We start from the raw sequence: 20081 nt of genomic DNA, 5'->3' as shown, positions 1-20081 counted from the left end.
TTCTTAGGATATACAACTAAAACTTATGATAGAAAGCTAGTTAAGATGCCGAATAACTAAGTTGAAGGACAAATAACTATGTAAGATAAGTCTTTAACTTGGGCACGAATCTTCGGGAAACGGGTATGATGTTTGTGCAATTTCCGAGAGTCAGTTGATAACCATTTGAGTTGCCTCGTGCCGAAGTGATATTATTCACATTGACAGCAAAAGAACGGTGACATTGGAAAATGTTCTCAAACTCTTTCAACTCTTCAAGAGCATGGGTTAGTGTTGTATGGATATCAACAGCAACAACATTACCTTCTTTTAGAAAACAGACGGATACATTGTTTTTCTGTGCTTCGATATAAAGTAGATCGTTGATGGCAATCGACAGATCGTTTCCTCTTACGTTAGTATCATGGATGGTAATAGATACTTCTTCCTGTTCCTTTGTTGTATTGCGCAACAACTCTTCCATTCTCTCTCGTAATGTTCTGTTGTATTGCATTCCGATAGATAATGTCGTAAGAAATATGCCTATGATAATAGTCCAATTTAGAAACAAGAGAAACAGACTGAATGTAATCGTATAATGAAACAAGTATGAGAATAGGAGGAAATTACCGAAGGCAATGATGAAAATCAGTCCGAGTATAGCTACTCCTTCATGCCAGATACGCCAGGGCTTGATAGTTTGATGCAAATACTTCAATATCGTTGCAGCGTATGTTATGTGGCATCCAAAAGTTACCAGTCCGAATAATGTAGCAACAAAGCATTTGTTACCTTGATATAAGCAGAGTCCAAATGGCTGCAGAAAATATAAAATTACCCAAATGATGAAGCCAAAGATGCTACTATCTTTTAGCAAGTGTTTACTCTGTTTAAAAGGATATGTTCGAGTTAGAAACGACATGTTGAATCTGATTTATTTAATTAACGCAGCACTATCATTTATCTTCTTTATCAGAGTACCTAAGCTACTCTGTTGGTGCACCGGGATGCTTGCCATATCCAGACATTTTGTTTATTATCGTGCTGCAAAAATAAAACAAAGTTCTGAATGACACGGCAAAAGTACAAATAAAATTTGAAAAACGTACTTTTGGAGACGTTTATTTTGGTAATGAAGCATTTTCTTATGATGTCTCAGGACTTTTTATCACATTATTATTATATATCCTCAAATCCGCAACCTATAGGGTTTAGTGGGATTTTGCTTGCAAAGCGACAAAATTCATTTTATTGTACATATTTCTTGCACAACAGAAATGTCGCAGACACAAAATCCCCTTACCCCATAAAGCGACTTGAGGTAATACGCTGGTTTAACCAGAAAAGCATGGTCTTTAACCAAAGTCTGTCTTGAACAGGTTGGCATAAGCATTGTTGTCTGAGTAAATGTTCAATACATGCCTACGTGATGTCTTAATCCATTTCGCAGGAACAGAGATGAACTTGAAAACAAAGGTCTTGATTCTGCTGGTGGCACGCAATCCAAATTCATGGGTTTTCAATCTCTGCATAATAGCTTTGTAGAAGTTTCTGATGAGAGCTGTCATAAGCAGGAATACAGTATTCTGTGCCATGAACGATTTTGGCAATCGATTCCAGCCAAAGCCATTGTTCATGTCATCGAAGATGCGTTCCTTGCCACCACGAAGATTGTAGAATTCCACGATGTCTCTTGCACTCGACTTGTAATCGTTAGTCAGTATACATCTGTAGGTATATTCGCCTTCCCAAATGTCAAGGTCTCCATCTATTCGCCTTTGTCTCTGTATGACAAGACGATACGGTTTTCCTTTCCATTTCTCAACAAGGATAGAATTCAACTCAAACTCAATACCGTTGATTTCAACAGTTTTCCATCCAGTTAAGGCAAACATGGAATCGTAGAAAGAAGAGCATCTGTTGGCACGAATATAAAAATGCCTGCAATGAGCCTCTACCATATCTACGATTTCCTCCGAACATGAGCCGCAATCCATGCGGGCACGAGAAATATATATTTCCGAAGCCTCCAATCGCTTGAAGATTCTTTCCAAAGTTTCTTTTTGGTTGAAGCGTACGTTTGTGTTGCCGTCTCTATTTTCAATACCAACAATCATGTCGTTAATGACAGCTACGCCTGGACTATAGCCCAAGAACTTCTTGTAGGTTGGTTTTGCATCATACTTCTCTGTTTCAATGAACTGATGGTCAAAGTCAAAATCATACTCTTGACCGGATTTCAATTGACCAGTAGCAAGCAGGGCATTGACCAGTAAGCAGTTCATCTTGTCTGCAGTATTGAAATCATAGGATTTGCCAGAAGCAGACTTATAGGTGATGCTCTTAAAAGTCAGTTCTTCGATAGCACGTAATATGGTGTCTGCGCTGCAAGTGCGAAGAGTTGGATGAAGAGACAAATGTTTCATCAGGTGAGTTGTAACATCCTCAATACATGAGCCACCACAAAGATATACGCACATCAGAGAGCGTAGAATCTCGCTATATTGATAACCAAACATAGTGCATCTCAATCCCAAGGTGGAATCTATGGTTTGAGCTAAAAGAGCATCAAATTGCTCCATAATCGAAAAAATTCCCCCAAAAGGAGTGAGTTTCTCAGATTTTATTTGTATCTTTGCCATGTCATATTAGAGTTTTGCTTGTCTTCTTTTCGCAACACTAAGGTAAGTGAAAATTCTGACATGGCAAAATCCTGGGTAACTTTTTGTTGCACAGGCACTTATAAATAATGTTAAATATAGTGTTGCGGAATTAAGGTATATATGCATCATCTTTCATGATAGCAAGAAACATCAATCCTACTCTGTTCGACCTCTCGGGAAGAAAAGTCCTTGTGCCACAAAAAGGACACATTTATATTATGGGCAACAAGAAAGTCGTATGGTAGGAACGTGTGTTTCGGATAAAATATAATAAAAGCCGCAATTTGTAAACGCAAACTGTGGCTTTTTCGTTTTTTTATGCTATCTTTGCACACAGATAGTGTTTTTAAAGATAGATCATGATGGAACAGCCAGTAAAACTAGTACCTTATGGGGTGGCAGATTTTGCTACGGTAATAGAGCAGAATCTATATTATGTGGATAAGACGATGTTTATCCCGGAGCTGGAGAAGCAGCCTCGCAATCTCTTCTTCATCCGCCCTCGTCGTTTTGGTAAGAGCATATTCTTGAGTATGCTCTATTCTTACTATGACTGTGCGCAGAGCCATAAGTTCCAGAGTCTTTTTGGAAATCTGTGGATAGGTCAGCATCCTACTCCTTTGCAGGGAAAGTATCAGGTGCTGTTCCTCGATTTCTCCCAGATTACGGGTAATATCGACAAGCTTGAGACTAAGTTTAATTCTTATCTCAGCATCAACCTTGATGCTTTTGTCCGTCAATATTCAGAATATTATCAGGCAGAGATGGAAGAAATCCTGGCGCAGGAAGATTTCGAGGAAAAGATGGAACTGATATTCAAGGCTGCCAAGGCGCACCAGTATCATCTGTATCTCATCATCGATGAGTATGACAATTTCACGAATGTCATACTCAACGAACGTGGTGAGAAAGTATATCATGCAATAACCCATGCCGACGGCTTTTATCGTGACGTCTTCAAGAAGTTCAAGGGTAATTTTGAGCGTATCTTCATGATGGGTGTAAGCCCTGTAACCCTGGATGATGTGACGAGTGGATTCAATATAGGTTGGAACATTTCTATCAAGCCGGAGTTTGATGAGATGCTGGGCTTCTCTACCACCGATGTGGTGGAGATGTTTACCTATTATAAGGAACATGGTAGTATTCCTGCTGATAGTGATATTGATGCCATCGTCAATAATATGAAGCCATGGTATGATAACTATTGCTTTGCTAAACAGGCATTGAAGAAGAAAACTCGTATGTTTAATTGTGATATGGTTCTTTATTACCTTCGCAATTATATGGATGCCGGATGTCCGCCAGAAGAGATGATTGACCCGAATACCCGTACCGATTACGGCAAGATGAAGAAACTGTTGCAGTTTGACAAGCTGGATGGAGAGCGTAAGGGCATCATCCGCAAGATAGCAGAAGAGGAACAGATTGTTACCCAGCTTTATGAGTCGTTTTCTGCGTATCAGATTCCAAAGGCAGAGATATTCCCAAGTCTTCTGTTCTATTATGGCATGTTGACCATCAAGGGAACTCGTGGCTCCAAGCTCATTCTGGGCATTCCAAACAATAATGTCCGCAAGCAGTATTATGGTTATCTGGAAGAGGAGTATCAGGCAAAGGCTTATGTGGATGTCAACCAGCTTACCGATTACTATTATGATATGGCATACGATGGTAAGTGGGAAGAAGGATTGCGCTTTATGGCGGATGCCTATGCCAAGGTTTCATCGGTGCGTGATGGCATTGAGGCTGAACGAAATCTGCAGGGATTCTTCATGGCTTATTTGAATCTGAATAATTATTATGTCACGGCTCCTGAGTTGGAGTTGAATCATGGCTATTGTGATTTCTTCCTTTTGCCAGACCTTACCCATTATGCCAGTCAGCATAGCTACATTCTGGAGTTGAAGGTTCTTTCGAAGAAAGATTTCTCTGCGATAGTTGAAGGTGAGTTTACGGAAGATGGCAAGCCTATGACCAAGGCCGAGAAACAGTGGCGTGAGGCTGTAGAACAGATTCATCGATATGCTGAGGCTCCAAGGGTTGAGGCTTTGCGCCAAGGCACAAAACTCCATCTCATCATCATGCAGTTTGAGGGGTGGGAACTTAAACGGATGGAAGAAGTATAAAAGTAATGAAAAGACTCTATATTATATTAATAGTATTACTTAGTAGTATGCTTCTTCTGGATTCATGCACCCAGAAGAAGATGGTGATTGGTGTGTCGCAATGTTGTAGCGGAGTTTGGCGCGAGAAGGTGAATAATGAGATGCGACTGGCGCAGTATCAATATAAGAATGTGGATTTGCTGTTTACTACTGCAGAGAATGACGGGCAACGCCAGGCTCGCCAGATAGACAGTATGATAGCCAGGAAGGTAGATTTAATCGTGGTGGCTCCTGATAACGTGAATGATGTAACACCTGCCATCGAGCGAGCTTATCGTGCGCATATCCCGGTTATCCTCTTCGACAGAAAGGTAAAGACACCCCATTATACAGCTTCCATCGGTGGCGATAATGTAGAAGCGGGTAGGGAAGTAGCACGCTTTCTTGCCAGTAAACTGGATGGAAAAGGTACCGTTGTTGAGATTACGGGCTTGAAGGATGCTTCCCCTGTCATTGAGCGCCATCGTGGTTTCCACGAGGTGATGAAGAATTATCCGGGAATCAAGGTGGTTACCCTGGAAAGCAACTGGAAGATGGAGCGCGCCCAGGAGTTGATGAAGCAATATCTGGATAAGGGCGGACATGCGGATGGCGTGTTCGGACATAGCGACTTGGGTGCCATAGGAGCCTTTCTGGAAGCAGAGAGACGAGGCATTGATAAGCAGATGCTGATAGTAGGCATTGATGGATTGCCTGGAGAATGGGAAGGAGTGGATAGAGTGAAGAGAGGACAGTTTGCAGCTTCTTATGTCTATCCTACCCAGGGCGAAAAGATTATGGAATTGGCGATGAATATCCTTCAGGGTAAACCCTATACGAAGGATAATGTGATGAAATCATTTCTTGCTACTCAGGAAAACTGCGATGCCATCGCTCTGCAATATCAGGATTTGGAAGCCAAGATGAAGAATCTGGATCAGATTTCTGACAGTCTTGATACTTATACTGAGGTTTCTCACATCCAGAAATGGATGCTTGTGGTTGCCTTTGTTCTAGTCTTGGTTTTACTCTTTGTCATCTACTATATATATAAGGTATATAGAAAGAAGTTACAGAAGCAGAAAGCCGTGGCTCGTGGCTTCATCGAGAACAAGGAGGGCTGGGCTGCTGAACTGAATCATCTGGATGAGAGTGATCGTTACTTCATGGACCGTTTCAAGAAGAAGATCCTTGAGAATATGGGCAATGCTGATATGAAGATGGATGATTTGGGAGCCCAGATGCTGTTGAGCAAGGTGCAGCTCTATCGCAAGGTGAAGGCTATGACCGGAAAAACGCCTGCCGAGCTCTTGAAAGAGATGCGCCTGCAGAGAGCCTATACGCTCTTGCAGCAAACAGACAAGACAATCTCTGAAGTTTCGGCAGAAGTAGGCTTTGCGTTACCGGGCTATTTCTCTTCCTGTTTCAAGAAGCAGTTTGGAGTTCTTCCTACCGATTTTAGAAATGAACAGGCATCTAAAAAGAAATAGTTTTCTAACTCCTTTAAAATAAGTATTTTAAAATCGTGGCGTAAGATTCGAAAATCGTTTCATGTAACATAATTATTGTTGCAGGAACGATTTTTTTTATTCTCATATCCAATCTTTGCCTAATTTTGCAGCAGTAATCAAACAATAACAATTTTTGAAACTTAAAATATTAAATATAGTATGAACAATCTTTCAAAATTACTAATGAGCTCTGCGCTCTGTGCTGTTTGCACCGTAGCTAGTGCACAACAGGTAAATGTAAATGGCATCGTAAAGGATGCTGCCGGTGAGACAGTCATTGGAGCGTCTGTCATGGTTAAGGGTACTAAGACCGGTACTGTTACCGACTTCGATGGTAACTTCCATGTAGAATGTGCTCCTGGTTCCACACTTGTTATATCTTATATTGGATATAAGACGCAAGAAGTAAAGGCTTCAGACAATATGGAGGTAACACTTCAGGAAGATGCCAACGACTTGCAGGAAGTAGTTGTAACAGGTTATACCACTCAGAAGAAGGCAGACTTGACCGGTTCCGTGGCTGTGGTTTCAACCAAGAACCTGAAGACAAGTTCAGAGACAGACCCGATGCGTGCTTTGCAGGGTCGTGTTCCTGGTATGACTGTTACTACCGATGGTTCTCCTATTGGTTCAGGAACCGTGCGTATTCGTGGTATCGGTTCTTTCAACTCTTCTCAGGACCCTCTTTATATCATAGATGGTGTGCCTACCACTATGGCATTGAATACCCTCAATACAAATGATATAGAGAGTATGCAGGTTTTGAAGGATGCCGCTTCGGCTTCTATCTATGGTTCACGTGCATCAAATGGTGTCATCATCATCACCACCAAGAAAGGTAAGAAGGGTAGCAAGGTTGCTGTTGACTTCTCTGCCAACCTGACTGCACAGTTCTATTCCAACCAGTCGAAGATGAAGCTGATGAATTCCAGCCAGTATGCTACTGCGATGGCTCAGGCAGCCCTGAACGATGGACTCGATCCTGTGGCTTATGCAGCCAACTACGGCATCGACTTGAATGCGGCCTCTGGAACTCCAATCACCGTTTGGAATCCTGCTACCAACCAGTATCAGAACTATACGATCAATGGTCGATATGATGGCTACATCAATGCCAAGAAGACCATGCGATTCTCAGATACCGACTGGCTCGATGAAATCTCTCGCACAGGTTTCTCGCAGAACTACGACCTCTCTGTATCTCATGCCAACGACAAGCATAGCGCTATGTTCTCCTTGGGATACAAGAATAATGAGGGTGTCCTGAAATATACCAATTTCGAGAATATCTCAGCTCGTTTGAATACCTCTTGGAATTTAAATAAGATTGTAACCGTAGGTGAGAATTTGACTTTGACTTATACCTCTCAGGTAGATTGCCATCCGATGGAGAATGCCTTGAAGATGCCTTCCATCGTTCCGGTTTACGAAGAAGATGGCAAGACTTTCGCAGGTCCTGTGGGTAGTATGGCCGACCGTCAGAACCCTTGTCGTGAGCAGTATCAGAACCGCAACAACCACCTCGATTACTGGCGCATTTTCGGTAATGCTTTCGTAGAATTGAAGCCTGTCAAGGGATTGACCCTGCGCTCTAACTTCGGTTTGGATTTCAAGACATCGTTTATCAATTCGATGACGAATACTTATCATTCCGATATTGTCAACAATGACATCGCCAAGACAACGCTCTCGAATAACAATGAGACTAACTGGACATGGTCTAACACAGCCCAGTACGTTACCCAGATAGGCAAGCACAACATCGATGTACTCGGTGGTATGGAATTTTCCAAGCAGTCGGTTATCGATTTCTCAGCCTATTCAGAAGGCTATGCGCTGGAAGATAAAGATTATATGTGGCCAAATGCTGCAACAGGAACGATGCGTAACTCGGGTGCAAAGGTAGGCTATCGCCTGGCTTCTTTCTTTGGAAAGGTGAACTACAACTGGGATGATCTCCTCCTGGCTTCCTTTACTATCCGTCATGATGGTTCATCACGTTTCGGTAAGGCACATCGCTGGGGTACTTTCCCTGCTGCATCACTCGGTTTCAGATTCTCTAATCTTCTGAAGAAGGATTGGTTGGATGATGCCAAGCTGCGACTCTCTTGGGGTCAGACGGGTAACCAGGCTATCGACAACAATGCACAGTTTGGTCTTTATGTAGTGGATTACGGATTAGACCGTGTAACCTCTACTGCATACGATCTCTTCCTGCAAGGTTCAGGTACCTTCCCTTCAGGTTATCGTGCCACACAGTTGGCTAACCCTAACTTGAAATGGGAGGCTGCTACCCAGTATAACGTAGGTTTGGATTACACCCTGTTTGGCAACACCCTCTATGGTACAGTGGATGCCTATATTAAGAATGTAAAGGATATGTTGATTAATCCTGCTTATCTGGGTGCAACTGGTGAAGGTGGAAATTCATGGCAGAATGGTCCTTCGCTCCGCAACTGGGGTATGGAGTTCACCGTGGGCTATCGCAAGACCTTGGCTAATGGACTTGGCATCGACGTGAACGGCAATCTGGATTTCTTCCGCAACAAGGTTACTTATTTGCCAGCAACAACAACAGGTGCTTACGCTCACACATCTACGGAAAACCTGGTGCAGAGTGGCAAGTCTTATGGTTCTATCGTAGGTTATGTAGCCGATGGAATTTTCCAGAATCAGGAAGAAGTAGATAAGTCTGGACAGCCAAATGCACGTGTCGGTGGATTGAAATACAAGGACTTAGATGGTAAAAATGGAATTACTTCAGATGATCAGACTTGGATTTTCGACCCAGTGCCAGCCTTCTCTTATGGTTTGAATATTGCTCTCAACTACAAGGGCTTTGATTTCAGTATGTTCTGGCAGGGTGTCTATGACCAGGATGTGTATAACAACCAAAAGTTCCAGACCGACTTCTGGGCTATTACTGATGGTGGTTCTAACAAGGGAACCCGTTTGCTCGATGCTTGGAATACCAACAACACCGGTTCTTCTATCCCACGTCTGAGCACCATGAACACAGCCGATGAGGGTCGTGCTTCCTCTTACTACGTTGAGAATGGATCTTACTTGAAGTTGCGTACTTTGCAGGTGGGTTACACCATCCCAAGCAGCATCCTCTCCAAGTTGAAGATGACCAGTGCCCGTGTCTATCTCTCAGGTCAGAATCTTTTGACCATCAAGAGCAATAGCCTGACCTGTTCAGACCCAGAGAATCCAAACTGGAACTATCCACTTTCAACATCCGTATCATTCGGACTTCAGGTAGGTTTCTAAAATGTTTCATATTTTTTAAAGAGAATTCTAAGATGAAAAAGTTATATACAATGGTGCTTGCAGTAGCACTGATAGGAACATTCTCCAGTTGTGATGATTTCCTGGATTACACCCCAACAGCTGTGGTTGATGAAGACAAGGCTTTCAGCGAGCCAGACAAGATGGTAAACAGTGCCTATGCGATGTTGGGTGACTGTTGGTATTCTTACCCATTCAACCTTTGGCCATATGGTGACCTTTCTTCAGACGATTGCTTGAAGGGTGGCGGTGGTACCGGTGACACCGGTTATCACGATGTGGAGATCTGGAGTACCTTGACCTCTACTAAGGGCGAACTCGACGAGTTATGGTATCGTCTCTATTGTGCCGTTTCCCGTTGCAACCGTGCTTTGGTTTCTTTGCAACAGAATGGTGAGAGCACACTGGGTGCTGAGGTAACCAAGCAGCGTGAGGCTGAGGTTCGCTTCCTCCGTGCTCATTTCTATTTCAAGTTACTTAGCATGTATCGTCAGATTCCTTGGATAGACGAGAAGGTTTATGAGGATAAAACAACAGAGAGCACATCAAACACTCAGTTTACTTACGAGGAATTGTGGCAGAAGGTGATAGCCGATTTCCAGACTGCATACGATGTACTTCCTGCTAAGCAGAAGGATGGCGGTCGTGTCAACAAGATTGCTGCCGCAGGTTATCTGGCTAAGTGTTATCTTACCATTGCCTGGGGTGATGGCTATGAGGCAACCGATGGTGTTGACCATATTAATAAGGAGTATATGCAGAAGGTTGTCGACTATACTGATGTGGTGAAGAATTCAGACTATGGTTACATGGCAGACTTCGGCGATATCTTCCTGCCTGACAATAAGAACAACAAGGAGTCTGTCTTTGCCGTACAGGCTTCCGACTATAGCGAGGACCATACTACCTTCGGACGTGGCAACTGGTCTAACGTGCTGAATGGCTGTTGGGGTATTTGGTCTTGCGGATGGGATTTCCACAAGCCTTCACAGGATCTGGTGAATGCCTTCAAGACCAAGAACGGACTTCCTGAGTTTGATGACTACAACACGACTTGTGATTATCCTGTAAACGGTGAGCCTAATAGTCAGAAATGGGATCCACGTTTGTTCCATACAGTAGGAATGCCTACCTTCCCATATAAATATGAGTCAGAATACACGATGACTACGGCCAACTCTCGTACACCAAACGTTTATGGTTACTATACCTCTCTGAAGGAAGTACCACAGCGTTCTAAGGGTGAGACATTCAATGGCTCTTGGCAGGCGTTTGCGATGAACGACTATGTGCTCCGTTATAGCGACATCATGTTGATGCGTGCAGAGGCTTTGATAGAGTTGGGCCGTCTGGCTGAGGCTCGTACCATCATCAACGATATCCGTCAGAGAGCCAAGAATTCTGTGGATAAGCATATTGAATATGCCAAGGATCAATGTGATATAGCCCTCTATCCTGAGTCTTATTTCCAGGATAAGGAGACGGCAAGAAAGTGCCTTCGTTGGGAGCGTCGTCTGGAAATGGCTATGGAGAACGGCCGCTTCTTCGACTTGCGCCGCTGGGGCATTGCTTCTGAGACACTGAACAAGTATTTCGAATCTGAGAAGAAAGATCAGTATGGAGAGCAAACATACGCACAATACTTGAAGGATGCCAAGTTCACACCGGGCAAGAACGAGTTCTATCCGGTTCCATATAACCAGCTGTATTACATTCCTGGTCTGTATAAGCAGAATAAGGGATACGAATAATTACCATCGGTATTTTTAGATAATTAGACAATGAAAAAGATATTTATTTCAGCGCTTGTCGCTCTTTGCGGTTTCACCGCCAGTTATGCCCAGCAGGCTTCCTTCTTGAGCAATAATCACTGTCTCTATCGCATCAGCCAGGAGAGTCAGAACCAGAAGTGTCTCTTGCTCCCTGTACAGGAGAATGCTGAGATGGCAAATATCAAGGTGATTGCTGACAACAAGCAGGTGAAAGCCTTCAATGTGAAGTTGGCTAAAGACCACGTAGATTATTACGTGCCTCTCTATATGAATGAGTTTGCCGGTTTGAAGGGCCTGGCTCTCGATATCCATGTAAACGGCGATTATAGCAAGGAGGGTTTGAATGCCCTCACTTGCTGGGAGAACATGAAGTTCTCTGATACTTTCGATATGAAGAATCGCGAGCAGTATCGTCCGGATTTCCATCACACTCCTGCTTACGGATGGATGAACGACCCTAATGGTATGTTCTATAAGGATGGTGTTTGGAATCTCTATTTCCAGTATAATCCTTATGGATCACAGTGGGAGAATATGACCTGGGGACATTCTACATCTACCGACTTGGTACATTGGAAGTTCCAGGGTGCCCCTATCCAGCCAGATGCAATTGGTACCATTTTCAGCGGTTCTGCCGTTGTGGATAAGAATAATACCGCTGGTTTGGGCAAGGGTGCTGTTGTGGCTCTCTACACTTCGGCTGGTGAGAACCAGACACAGAGCATGGCTTACAGCACAGATAATGGCAAGACCTTTACAAAATACGAGGGAAATCCTATTATCACCAGTACTGTGCCAGACTTCCGTGACCCACACATGTTCTGGAACGAGGACATCAAGAAGTGGAATATGATTCTGGCAGCCGGTCAGCACATGGAAATCTATTCTTCCGATAACTTGAAGGACTGGAAACTAGAAAGCTCTTTCGGTGAGAAGTATGGCAACCACGGTGGTGTTTGGGAATGCCCAGACCTGATGAAAATGAAGGTTCGTGGCACTGATAAGGAGAAGTGGATGCTCATCTGCAACATCAACCCTGGCGGTCCATCCGGTGGTTCAGCAACCCAGTATTTCGTAGGTGATTTCGACGGACACAAGTTTACTTGCGACAGCAAGCCAGAGGTAACCAAGTGGATGGATTACGGAAAGGATCATTACGCTACAGTTACTTTTGATAACGCCCCAGAAGGTCGCCACGTGGCTATCGCCTGGATGAGCAACTGGCAGTATGCCAACCAGGTTCCAACCCAGCAGTATCGCTCAGGCAATTCAATACCTCGCGACTTAGGTCTTTTCGAGTATAAGGGTGAAACTTATTGCAGCGTGGTTCCTTCTCCAGAGATGACAGCAGCAAGAAGCAAGAAGGCTGGCAAGAAACTCACAGAATCTTGCGAGATGGTTGTGAATCTGAAGGGAAATGCTACTATCACTTTGAGCAACGACAAGGGCGAGAAGGTAGTGATGAACTACGATGCCAAGGCAGAAACCTTCTCAATGGATAGAACCAAGAGTGGTAGGGTGGATTTCAGCAAGGACTTCGCTGCAGTCACCAAAGCTCCAACCTACGGCAAGATCAGCCAGCTGCGCATCTTCATCGACAAGAGCAGCATCGAGGCACTGGATGCTGACGGCAAGATGTCCATGACCAATCTCGTGTTCCCAAGCAAGCCTTACAACAAGGTTACTGTAAAGGGAAAGGGTAAGTATCAGATTTACGACATCAAGTAACTTCATCTGTTAAGAACTGAATCTATAACACTATTGTTTCTTAGCGTGTTAATGATGTAACAATGCAACAAAAATGGTAGTCGATGAACGATATTTTATGATATATAGTATCGTTTATCGCTACCTTTGCACCAGCAAAATAGAAACAATAACGCTAACAATTATGAATAAATCATCAAAGTTATCAATCATCCCGGTGATGCTCTGTTTCTTCGCCATGGGATTTGTAGATTTGGTAGGTATTGCCTCCAACTACGTAAAGGAAGATCTCAACCTCAATGATGCAACAGCCAATCTGTTCCCATCGCTGGTATTCTTCTGGTTTCTCATCTTCTCGGTTCCTACGGGAATCCTGATGAATAAGATAGGTAGAAAGAAGACAGTACTCCTGTCTTTGCTCGTTACCGTTATCTCACTTCTTTTGCCCATTTTCGGCGAAAACTTTGAACTGATGCTCGTGTCGTTCTCATTGCTGGGCATCGGAAATGCATTGATGCAGACTTCCCTGAACCCGCTGGTTTCAGTGGTGACATCAGGTCAGAACTTGGCATCCACATTGACCTTCGGTCAGTTTGTCAAGGCGATAGCTTCCTTCCTGGCTCCATACATCGCTATGTGGGGCGCCATGGCAAGTATTCCAACCTTCGGTTTGGGCTGGAGAATCCTCTTCCCAATCTATATGGTTATCGGAATCGCAGCTACCTTCTTCCTGGCTGGTACACCTATCGAGGAGGAGAAGAACGAGGGTAAGGCGTCTGGTTTCGGCGAGTGCTTCAAGTTGCTCGGCAAACCTATCGTGCTGCTTTCCTTCATCGGTATCATGTGCCATGTAGGCATCGATGTGGGTACCAATACCACAGCTCCTAAAATTCTGATGGAGCGTCTGGGATGGACGCTGAACGAGGCTGCCTTCGCTACATCGCTCTACTTCATCTTCCGTACCATCGGATGCTTCACCGGTACCGTTTTCCTCCGCATGATGAAGACCCGCACTTTCTTCGTTATCAGCGTAGTGATGATGGCTCTGAGTATGATAGGCATGTGGGTAGGCGAGAGCAAGATGATGCTTTATATCGCCATCGCCCTCGTGGGATACGGCAACTCTAACGTGTTCTCCATGATTTTCTCTCAGGCACTTCTTGCCATGCCTGATAAGAAGAACGAGGTGAGTGGACTGATGATCATGGGACTCTTCGGTGGTACCGTCTTCCCTTTGATTATGGGCTTTGCCAGCGATACTTGGGGGCAGGCTGGTGCTGTGGCTGTCATGGCTGTGGGAGTCGCTTATCTCTTCACTTATATCCGCAAGTTATAATAAAAATCATCCGCAATCGTTTATATCGTATATAATAAGGTGTAATTATGGAAACAAAGAATTTGAATACAAAATATTGTGTAGGTTTGGGCGAAATCCTCTTTGACGTTCTCCCTAGTGGTTCTCAACTCGGCGGTGCTCCTGCCAACTTCGCTTACCACGCAGGTCAGCATGGTTTGCATTCTGTAGCCGTGAGTGCTGTGGGTAAGGATGCCTTGGGCGAAACAGCCCTTCGCATTCTCGATGAGAAGAAGTTGAAGTATGTAATGCCTGAGGTAGATTATCCTACCGGTACTGTTCAGGTGCAGCTTGATAAGGAGGGCGTTCCTACTTACGATATCAAGCAGGGTGTAGCTTGGGATAATATCCCGTTCACCAGTGATATCAGGGAGATTGCTGTCAATGCTGGAGCTGTATGCTGGGGTTCTCTGGCTCAGCGCAGTGAGGTTAGCCGCAAGACCATCTATACGTTCCTCGACCATACTCCAGAGGATTGTCTGAAGATTTTCGACATCAATCTCCGTCAGAATTTCTATACTCCTGAGGTGATTACCGAGAGCTTGAAGCGCTGCAATGTGTTGAAGATCAATGACGAGGAGTTGATTACCATCGGCCGTCTCTTTGGTTATCCAGGTTTGGATATCGAGAACAAGTGCTGGCTGATTCTCGGCAAGTATAATCTCGATATGCTCGTGCTGACCTGCGGTGTAAACGGCAGCTATGTCTTTGCTCCGGGTGTGAAGTCATTCCAGGAGACTCCAAAGGTTGAGGTAGCTGATACAGTAGGTGCAGGCGACAGCTTTACCGGTACATTCTGTGCCAGCATTCTGAAGGGCAAGAGTATTCGGGAGGCTCACGAACTTGCCGTAAAGGTAAGTGCCTACGTTTGTACCCAGAATGGAGCGATGCCTCAGATTCCTGAGGAATACACCCGTTAATCTCGCTTCCCCTATTGGTTATATAGCAATATAAAATGATAGGTTTAAAGAATAGTTGATTTAAAGTTAATGTTAGTTGGTATGCTGCATCCTGTTCGCGAAGAATGGGTGCAGCTTTTTCATTTTCAGAAATACAATCTCTCAATTAGAATAAAAGAACCCCCTAAAATGGTAAAAAAATACCCCAAAATGGCAGAAATGAATAAAAAGATAACGTTTTCATGAAAAATATTGTAAAAGAGTTGCAGATTAATAGATTATTTTGTACTTTTGCATCTAAAATATTAGTAGAACATTAAAAATATAGATGTTATGAAAGACTTAGATTGGTCTAATTTGTCATTTGGCTATCGCCAGACTGACTACAATGTTCGCTGTTACTATCGCGACGGCAAATGGGGCGAAATAGAAGTTTGCTCTGATGAGTATTTGAAATTGCACATGGCTGCAACCTGTCTGCACTATGGTCAGGAGGCATTCGAGGGCTTGAAGGCTTATCGTTGCCCAGACGGTAAGGTGCGCGTGTTCCGTATGGACGAGAACGCTAAGCGCTTGCAGAGCACATGTCGCGGCATTCTGATGCCAGAGGTGCCTACAGAGATGTTCGAGGAAATGGTGAAGAAGGTGGTTCGCCTCAACCAGGAGTGGATTCCTACCTACGAGAGTGGTGCTACGCTCTATATCCGTCCGCTGCTCATCGGTACAAGTGCTCAGGTGGGTGTTCACCCTGCTACTGAGTATTGCTTCCTCATCTTCGTAACTCCAGTGGGTCCATACTTCAAGGGTGGATTCTCTACCAACCCATACGTCATCATCCGCGATTTCGACCGCTCTGCTCCTCTCGGAACAGGTATCTATAAGGTGGGTGGAAACTATGCTGCTTCCCTCAGAGCCAACAATATCGCTCACGAGAAGGGTTATGCATGCGAGTTCTATCTCGACGCCAAGGAGAAGAAATACATGGATGAGTGTGGTGCTGCCAACTTCTTCGGAATCAAGAATAATACATACGTTACTCCTAAGAGTACATCTATCCTCCCTTCTATCACCAACAAGAGTCTGATGCAGTTGGCTGAGGATCTCGGTATGAAGGTGGAGCGCCGTCAGATTCCTGAGGATGAGCTGGATACTTTCGAAGAGGCTGGTGCTTGCGGTACTGCTGCCGTAATCAGTCCTATCAGCTACATTGATGACTTAGATACAGGCAAGCGCTACAACTTCGGCGAGAAGCCAGGTCCTATCTCTAAGCACCTCTATGATACGCTCCGCGGAATCCAGTATGGTACTATTGAGGACAAGCATGGTTGGACAACCGTAGTTATTGAGTAATCAATGACTTCTTTATTGCGTAAAAACCAATAAGAGATAATAGTAAGTTCAGAGCACTTTGAGGAGTTTTCGCTCCTTGGAGTGCTTTTTTTATGTTTTTCCCTTGGAGTTTCATAAAAATATCGTATCTTTGCCCACAGAAAATATAACTTCTTAAATAAAGAGGATATGAGTCCTAAATTTAAAGAAATAAATGGCTTTGTGTTCAAGATCTATTCCAATGAGGAAAAGAGAATGCATATTCATGTCGTTAAGGCCGAAAATGAAGCTAAGTATTGGCTTGAACCCAATATTGAACTAGCAGAAAATTTCGGATTCAATACAAAAGAATTAAGTTTTATAGAAAAAATACTTAAAGATTATGGAGACGATTTTAAAATCAAATTCGCAAGACACACAGGTAAGCGTCTTGATGATAAATGATAAAGGCATTATGCTTTCTGTGAAAGGAAACGATTATTTCATATCTTATAATCGGATTCCTTGGATGAAGAATGCATGTATTTCTGATGCTCTTGATGTGCAGATGAGTGGAAGAAATGCCATTGAGTGGCCTAAACTGGATGTAGATTTAGAAATAGAGAGTTTAAAGCATCCTGAGCGTTATCCTCTTATTATGAAGAGAAATGAAATGGAAGTTTTATAGAGTCTCAAATAAAAAAGGCAGAAGCCTCTCAGCATCGTTTTGCTGAGAGGCTTTCTGCCTTTTTATGCCTGGGGGTTAACAGAGTTAACAGTTAACAGCTGTTTTTTCGATACTCCCCTCGCGCGTACCTTATTATAATATATATATATACTTATTTTTATATGTGTGTGGGGGGAACCATGCATTTTTGGGGTGTTAACTGTTAACCTGTTAACCCCTCGCTCTTTTTCCCCCGTCTCTGTGCTTTGCGGGGCATAAGTCATAGAGTTGCAGGGGAAGAAGCTATGAGTTAGTATTTTTAACACATTTCAGCATCATAAAAGCCTCATGAAAAACTACGTAAAAACCTCATGACAGCCCTCATTTAAGCCTCTGCCCCGCCATCATTTATGCCACAGCCCGGTCTTCATTTATGCCTCAGCCTGGTCTTCATTTAAGCCTGAAAAACTGCAGAAAAGCCTCTTATTTTGCAACTGGGAATACGTAATATTCTCTGTCTACATCGTAATCCAGAACCCACTGGTCAATCATCACATTATCGTCTAAAGCCTTGATGGTTACGTTGTGGCTGCCACCAGGCAGCGTAACGTAGAAGCTCTTTAGCGTCTGGCCGCGCCACAGGTCAAACTGCCAGTCCTTTGAGTTGTAAACCTCCTTCAACTGGCAGATTACCGGTTCGCCACGGTCTATGCTCACACTCACCCTCATATCCTTTACAGCGTTTAGGAAGCAAGGAATAACGGCGATGGTGAAACGCGCATCACCGCTCTTGTCGCAGTAGAAATCATAGCTCAGACTGGCTCCTTTCGGTAATTTCACAGCCTTGCCGCTGTGACCTAACAGCGGACGGACGGTAATCTTCTCGGCTCCTCTTACGGCAGCCTGGGCAAGCGGCGATTCGGTAGCCTCGCTCCATTCGTAGGCATTCTTGGCAATGATGTCGCCGGTAACTACAGAGAGCGGCTTGAGATCGTTGCTGCGGTCGAAGGCATCTGCTTTCAGCCGCTTGATGTCGGCAGCTGGGAGTGTGCCTGGAATCTGCGGAGCCTGCATCTCTGCACCGTTGGTAAGAATGAAATCCTTCCATTTGCCGTTTCTGATGTGACTATAGTAGGCATTGAGCTGCTTCAGTTTGTTGTAAGCATCGATGCTCACAGCCGCTGCAGCCTTCGCCTCATCGTCTTTATTAAACAGTCCCGGACGGGAGATGTATCTTGCTTCCTGTGCCTCCAGCTCCTTTTCGGCTACTAAGGCAGCCAGGAATATCGGATATTTCACTACCTCGAAGAAACCGTCTTTCAGGTTCTGAGGCAGCATGCGTTCGATGGATTCAGTCTGCGCCTTCAACAGGTCGTAGCGGTAGAGAAAACGCTCCAGTTCGTTGCCGAATTCGCCTGAATGAAACTCAGTATCGCCGTAAGGCATCGCCATATAAGCGGAATGGCGGATGCTGGTAAGGCGGTAATATTCTTCCATCAGAGGCATGATTTTCTTGCCCGTAATGGCGCCAAAGAATGCGTTGAGAGTGTTCTGGATATATGTCTTGCAACCTGCTTTCAGGGCGTTTTTATTCCACGCCAGGTTCATCATCATGGCTAGCTGGAAGGTTGACTGTTTCGGATTGGTAATGTTGGCTATCCAGGCACAGTCTTCGTCGTTGTGAGCCTCAGAACGGTGTGATTTGCCGCGCTGGGCATTCTTGCTCTCCAGATAATCCTTGCTGTTGAGCATTTCGAGCAGCAGGCCCGGCGAGAGATTGCTCATCTCCATCTGTGCATCTGAGCATACCAACTTCACATTCTCGATGGTTTGGCGGTGTTTCTTCTTGTGCTTCTTGCCCACAAACTCCGTCACCTTGTAGTTTTCCGCCACGCAGATGTCGAAACTGTCTACCACAGCCTTGTTGTAAGCAGCCTCGTGTTTGCCGTCTACCTGCCACAGCGTATTGGCTCTCAGGCGCAGCATCAATCGGGCGATGCGGCTGTAGTTCTGCGGTTTCATCCACTGGCTGTTGTTCAGGGCAAGTCCTCTGAATTCTATTCTCGGAACCTCTATCCACTGCTGGTCTACGGGTGTGTAGAGACTCTTGCGCTGTGCAGGCTGCAAGTCGTTCCATGCCGCCAGAGGCGAAACGCCAGCCAGCTCAGAGAGTTTCATGATGGCGTAAGCCGTTCCGCGGGCGTTGCTTCCGATAACGATGAGTTTCCCTTTCCTCGTACCGATGTAGAAAGCATCCTTTGCGGTGATAATAAGATGCAGCGGCGCACCGAGTTTTTCTACTGCCGAAAACTCCTTGTTGGTGAGCTGGTCGAGCTGGTAAATCTGTATCGGAGCACCTGATTTTTCTTTCGCATCGAATCCGGTTACGGCTTTCATATCGCCCGCAAACTCCTTGAGGGCAATTTTTACTACCGGCGAAATGATAGAGTTGGTGGTATAAGATACTCTTCCGTAGCCGTCGGTCCAGTAAACGTTGGGTGCTGCGGTCTGAGTTTCCGTCTTCTTCACTTTGGTTTCGGTCAGCGCGTTGGCATTCAGGCTAGAGAAGCAGGCCAGAGCCAAGGCAACGCCTAATATAATCTTTTTATATTTCATTTTTCTTCCGTTTTTGTCTGTTCGGTTGTAGATTCGCTTTTTGCTGAAACTACACATTTCTGCAATTTGCAAAGATACATAAAAGTGTTTAATATCTGAAATTATTTAGTTTTTATTTGCTTATTACATTATTTATTGTTACTTTTGCAGAAGATAAAATTAAAAAT

The 20081-nt window shown here is 44.4% G+C and carries 13 protein-coding genes; 10 read left to right on the top strand and 3 right to left on the bottom strand.

Annotated elements, in window-relative coordinates; genetic code table 11:
- Positions 1 to 76: 76 nt before the first annotated feature.
- Both RCO84_RS10880 and RCO84_RS10875 read right to left on the bottom strand, forming a co-directional pair.
- Positions 77 to 463, bottom strand: coding sequence for a LytTR family DNA-binding domain-containing protein (locus tag RCO84_RS10880; protein ID WP_233401181.1), 387 nt, complete (start codon positions 461 to 463; stop codon positions 77 to 79).
- Positions 464 to 1334: 871 nt separating this feature from the next.
- Positions 1335 to 2621, bottom strand: coding sequence for an IS1380 family transposase (locus RCO84_RS10875; RefSeq protein ID WP_200756500.1), 1287 nt, complete (start codon positions 2619 to 2621; stop codon positions 1335 to 1337).
- A 383-nt stretch (positions 2622 to 3004) separates the two neighbouring features.
- On the opposite strand from RCO84_RS10875, the gene RCO84_RS10870 reads away from it, so the two are divergent.
- The 10 genes from RCO84_RS10870 to RCO84_RS10825 all read left to right on the top strand — a co-directional run bounded on the left by RCO84_RS10870 (position 3005) and on the right by RCO84_RS10825 (position 17319).
- Entirely contained in the window at positions 3005 to 4771 is a 1767-nt protein-coding gene (locus tag RCO84_RS10870) for an ATP-binding protein (protein ID WP_373690151.1), read from the top strand.
- Between the two features lie 5 nt (positions 4772 to 4776).
- The gene (locus tag RCO84_RS10865) at positions 4777 to 6279 is read left to right on the top strand and encodes an AraC family transcriptional regulator (protein WP_317585088.1); all 1503 of its coding nucleotides are present in this window, start codon (positions 4777 to 4779) and stop codon (positions 6277 to 6279) included.
- Positions 6280 to 6459: 180 nt separating this feature from the next.
- Positions 6460 to 9573, top strand: coding sequence for a SusC/RagA family TonB-linked outer membrane protein (locus RCO84_RS10860; RefSeq protein WP_317585086.1), 3114 nt, complete (start codon positions 6460 to 6462; stop codon positions 9571 to 9573).
- Positions 9574 to 9605: 32 nt separating this feature from the next.
- Positions 9606 to 11342 carry a RagB/SusD family nutrient uptake outer membrane protein gene (locus RCO84_RS10855; RefSeq protein ID WP_317585085.1) on the top strand — a complete coding sequence of 579 codons (1737 nt, stop codon included), beginning with the start codon at positions 9606 to 9608 and terminating at the stop codon, positions 11340 to 11342.
- Positions 11343 to 11372: 30 nt separating this feature from the next.
- The gene (locus RCO84_RS10850) at positions 11373 to 13091 is read left to right on the top strand and encodes a DUF4980 domain-containing protein (protein WP_317585084.1); all 1719 of its coding nucleotides are present in this window, start codon (positions 11373 to 11375) and stop codon (positions 13089 to 13091) included.
- Between the two features lie 163 nt (positions 13092 to 13254).
- Positions 13255 to 14406 (top strand): MFS transporter, encoded by a 1152-nt coding sequence (locus RCO84_RS10845; protein ID WP_200756991.1) that lies wholly within the window; start codon positions 13255 to 13257, stop codon positions 14404 to 14406.
- A 47-nt stretch (positions 14407 to 14453) separates the two neighbouring features.
- A complete protein-coding gene (locus RCO84_RS10840) occupies positions 14454 to 15344 on the top strand; it encodes a carbohydrate kinase family protein (protein WP_144153389.1) in 891 nt (296 codons plus the stop codon).
- Positions 15345 to 15656: 312 nt separating this feature from the next.
- A complete protein-coding gene (locus tag RCO84_RS10835) occupies positions 15657 to 16673 on the top strand; it encodes a branched-chain amino acid aminotransferase (RefSeq protein ID WP_144153391.1) in 1017 nt (338 codons plus the stop codon).
- Between the two features lie 168 nt (positions 16674 to 16841).
- Positions 16842 to 17096, top strand: a complete 255-nt coding sequence (locus tag RCO84_RS10830; protein WP_117586454.1) for a DUF4160 domain-containing protein — start codon at positions 16842 to 16844, stop codon at positions 17094 to 17096.
- Positions 17035 to 17319, top strand: coding sequence for a DUF2442 domain-containing protein (locus RCO84_RS10825; protein WP_228121585.1), 285 nt, complete (start codon positions 17035 to 17037; stop codon positions 17317 to 17319). The genes RCO84_RS10830 and RCO84_RS10825 overlap by 62 nt, the downstream gene beginning before the upstream one ends.
- Before the next feature lie 462 nt (positions 17320 to 17781).
- Here RCO84_RS10825 and RCO84_RS10820 read toward each other — a convergent pair whose 3' ends face one another.
- Positions 17782 to 19914: a glycosyl hydrolase 115 family protein gene (locus tag RCO84_RS10820; RefSeq protein ID WP_317585083.1), complete on the bottom strand. Its 2133-nt coding sequence runs from the start codon at positions 19912 to 19914 to the stop codon at positions 17782 to 17784.
- Positions 19915 to 20081 lie beyond the last annotated feature (167 nt).

It is taken from the genome of Segatella copri (assembly GCF_949820605.1).
Classification (GTDB): Bacteria; Bacteroidota; Bacteroidia; order Bacteroidales; family Bacteroidaceae; genus Prevotella.
This window is presented reverse-complemented; position numbering and strand designations above follow the sequence as displayed.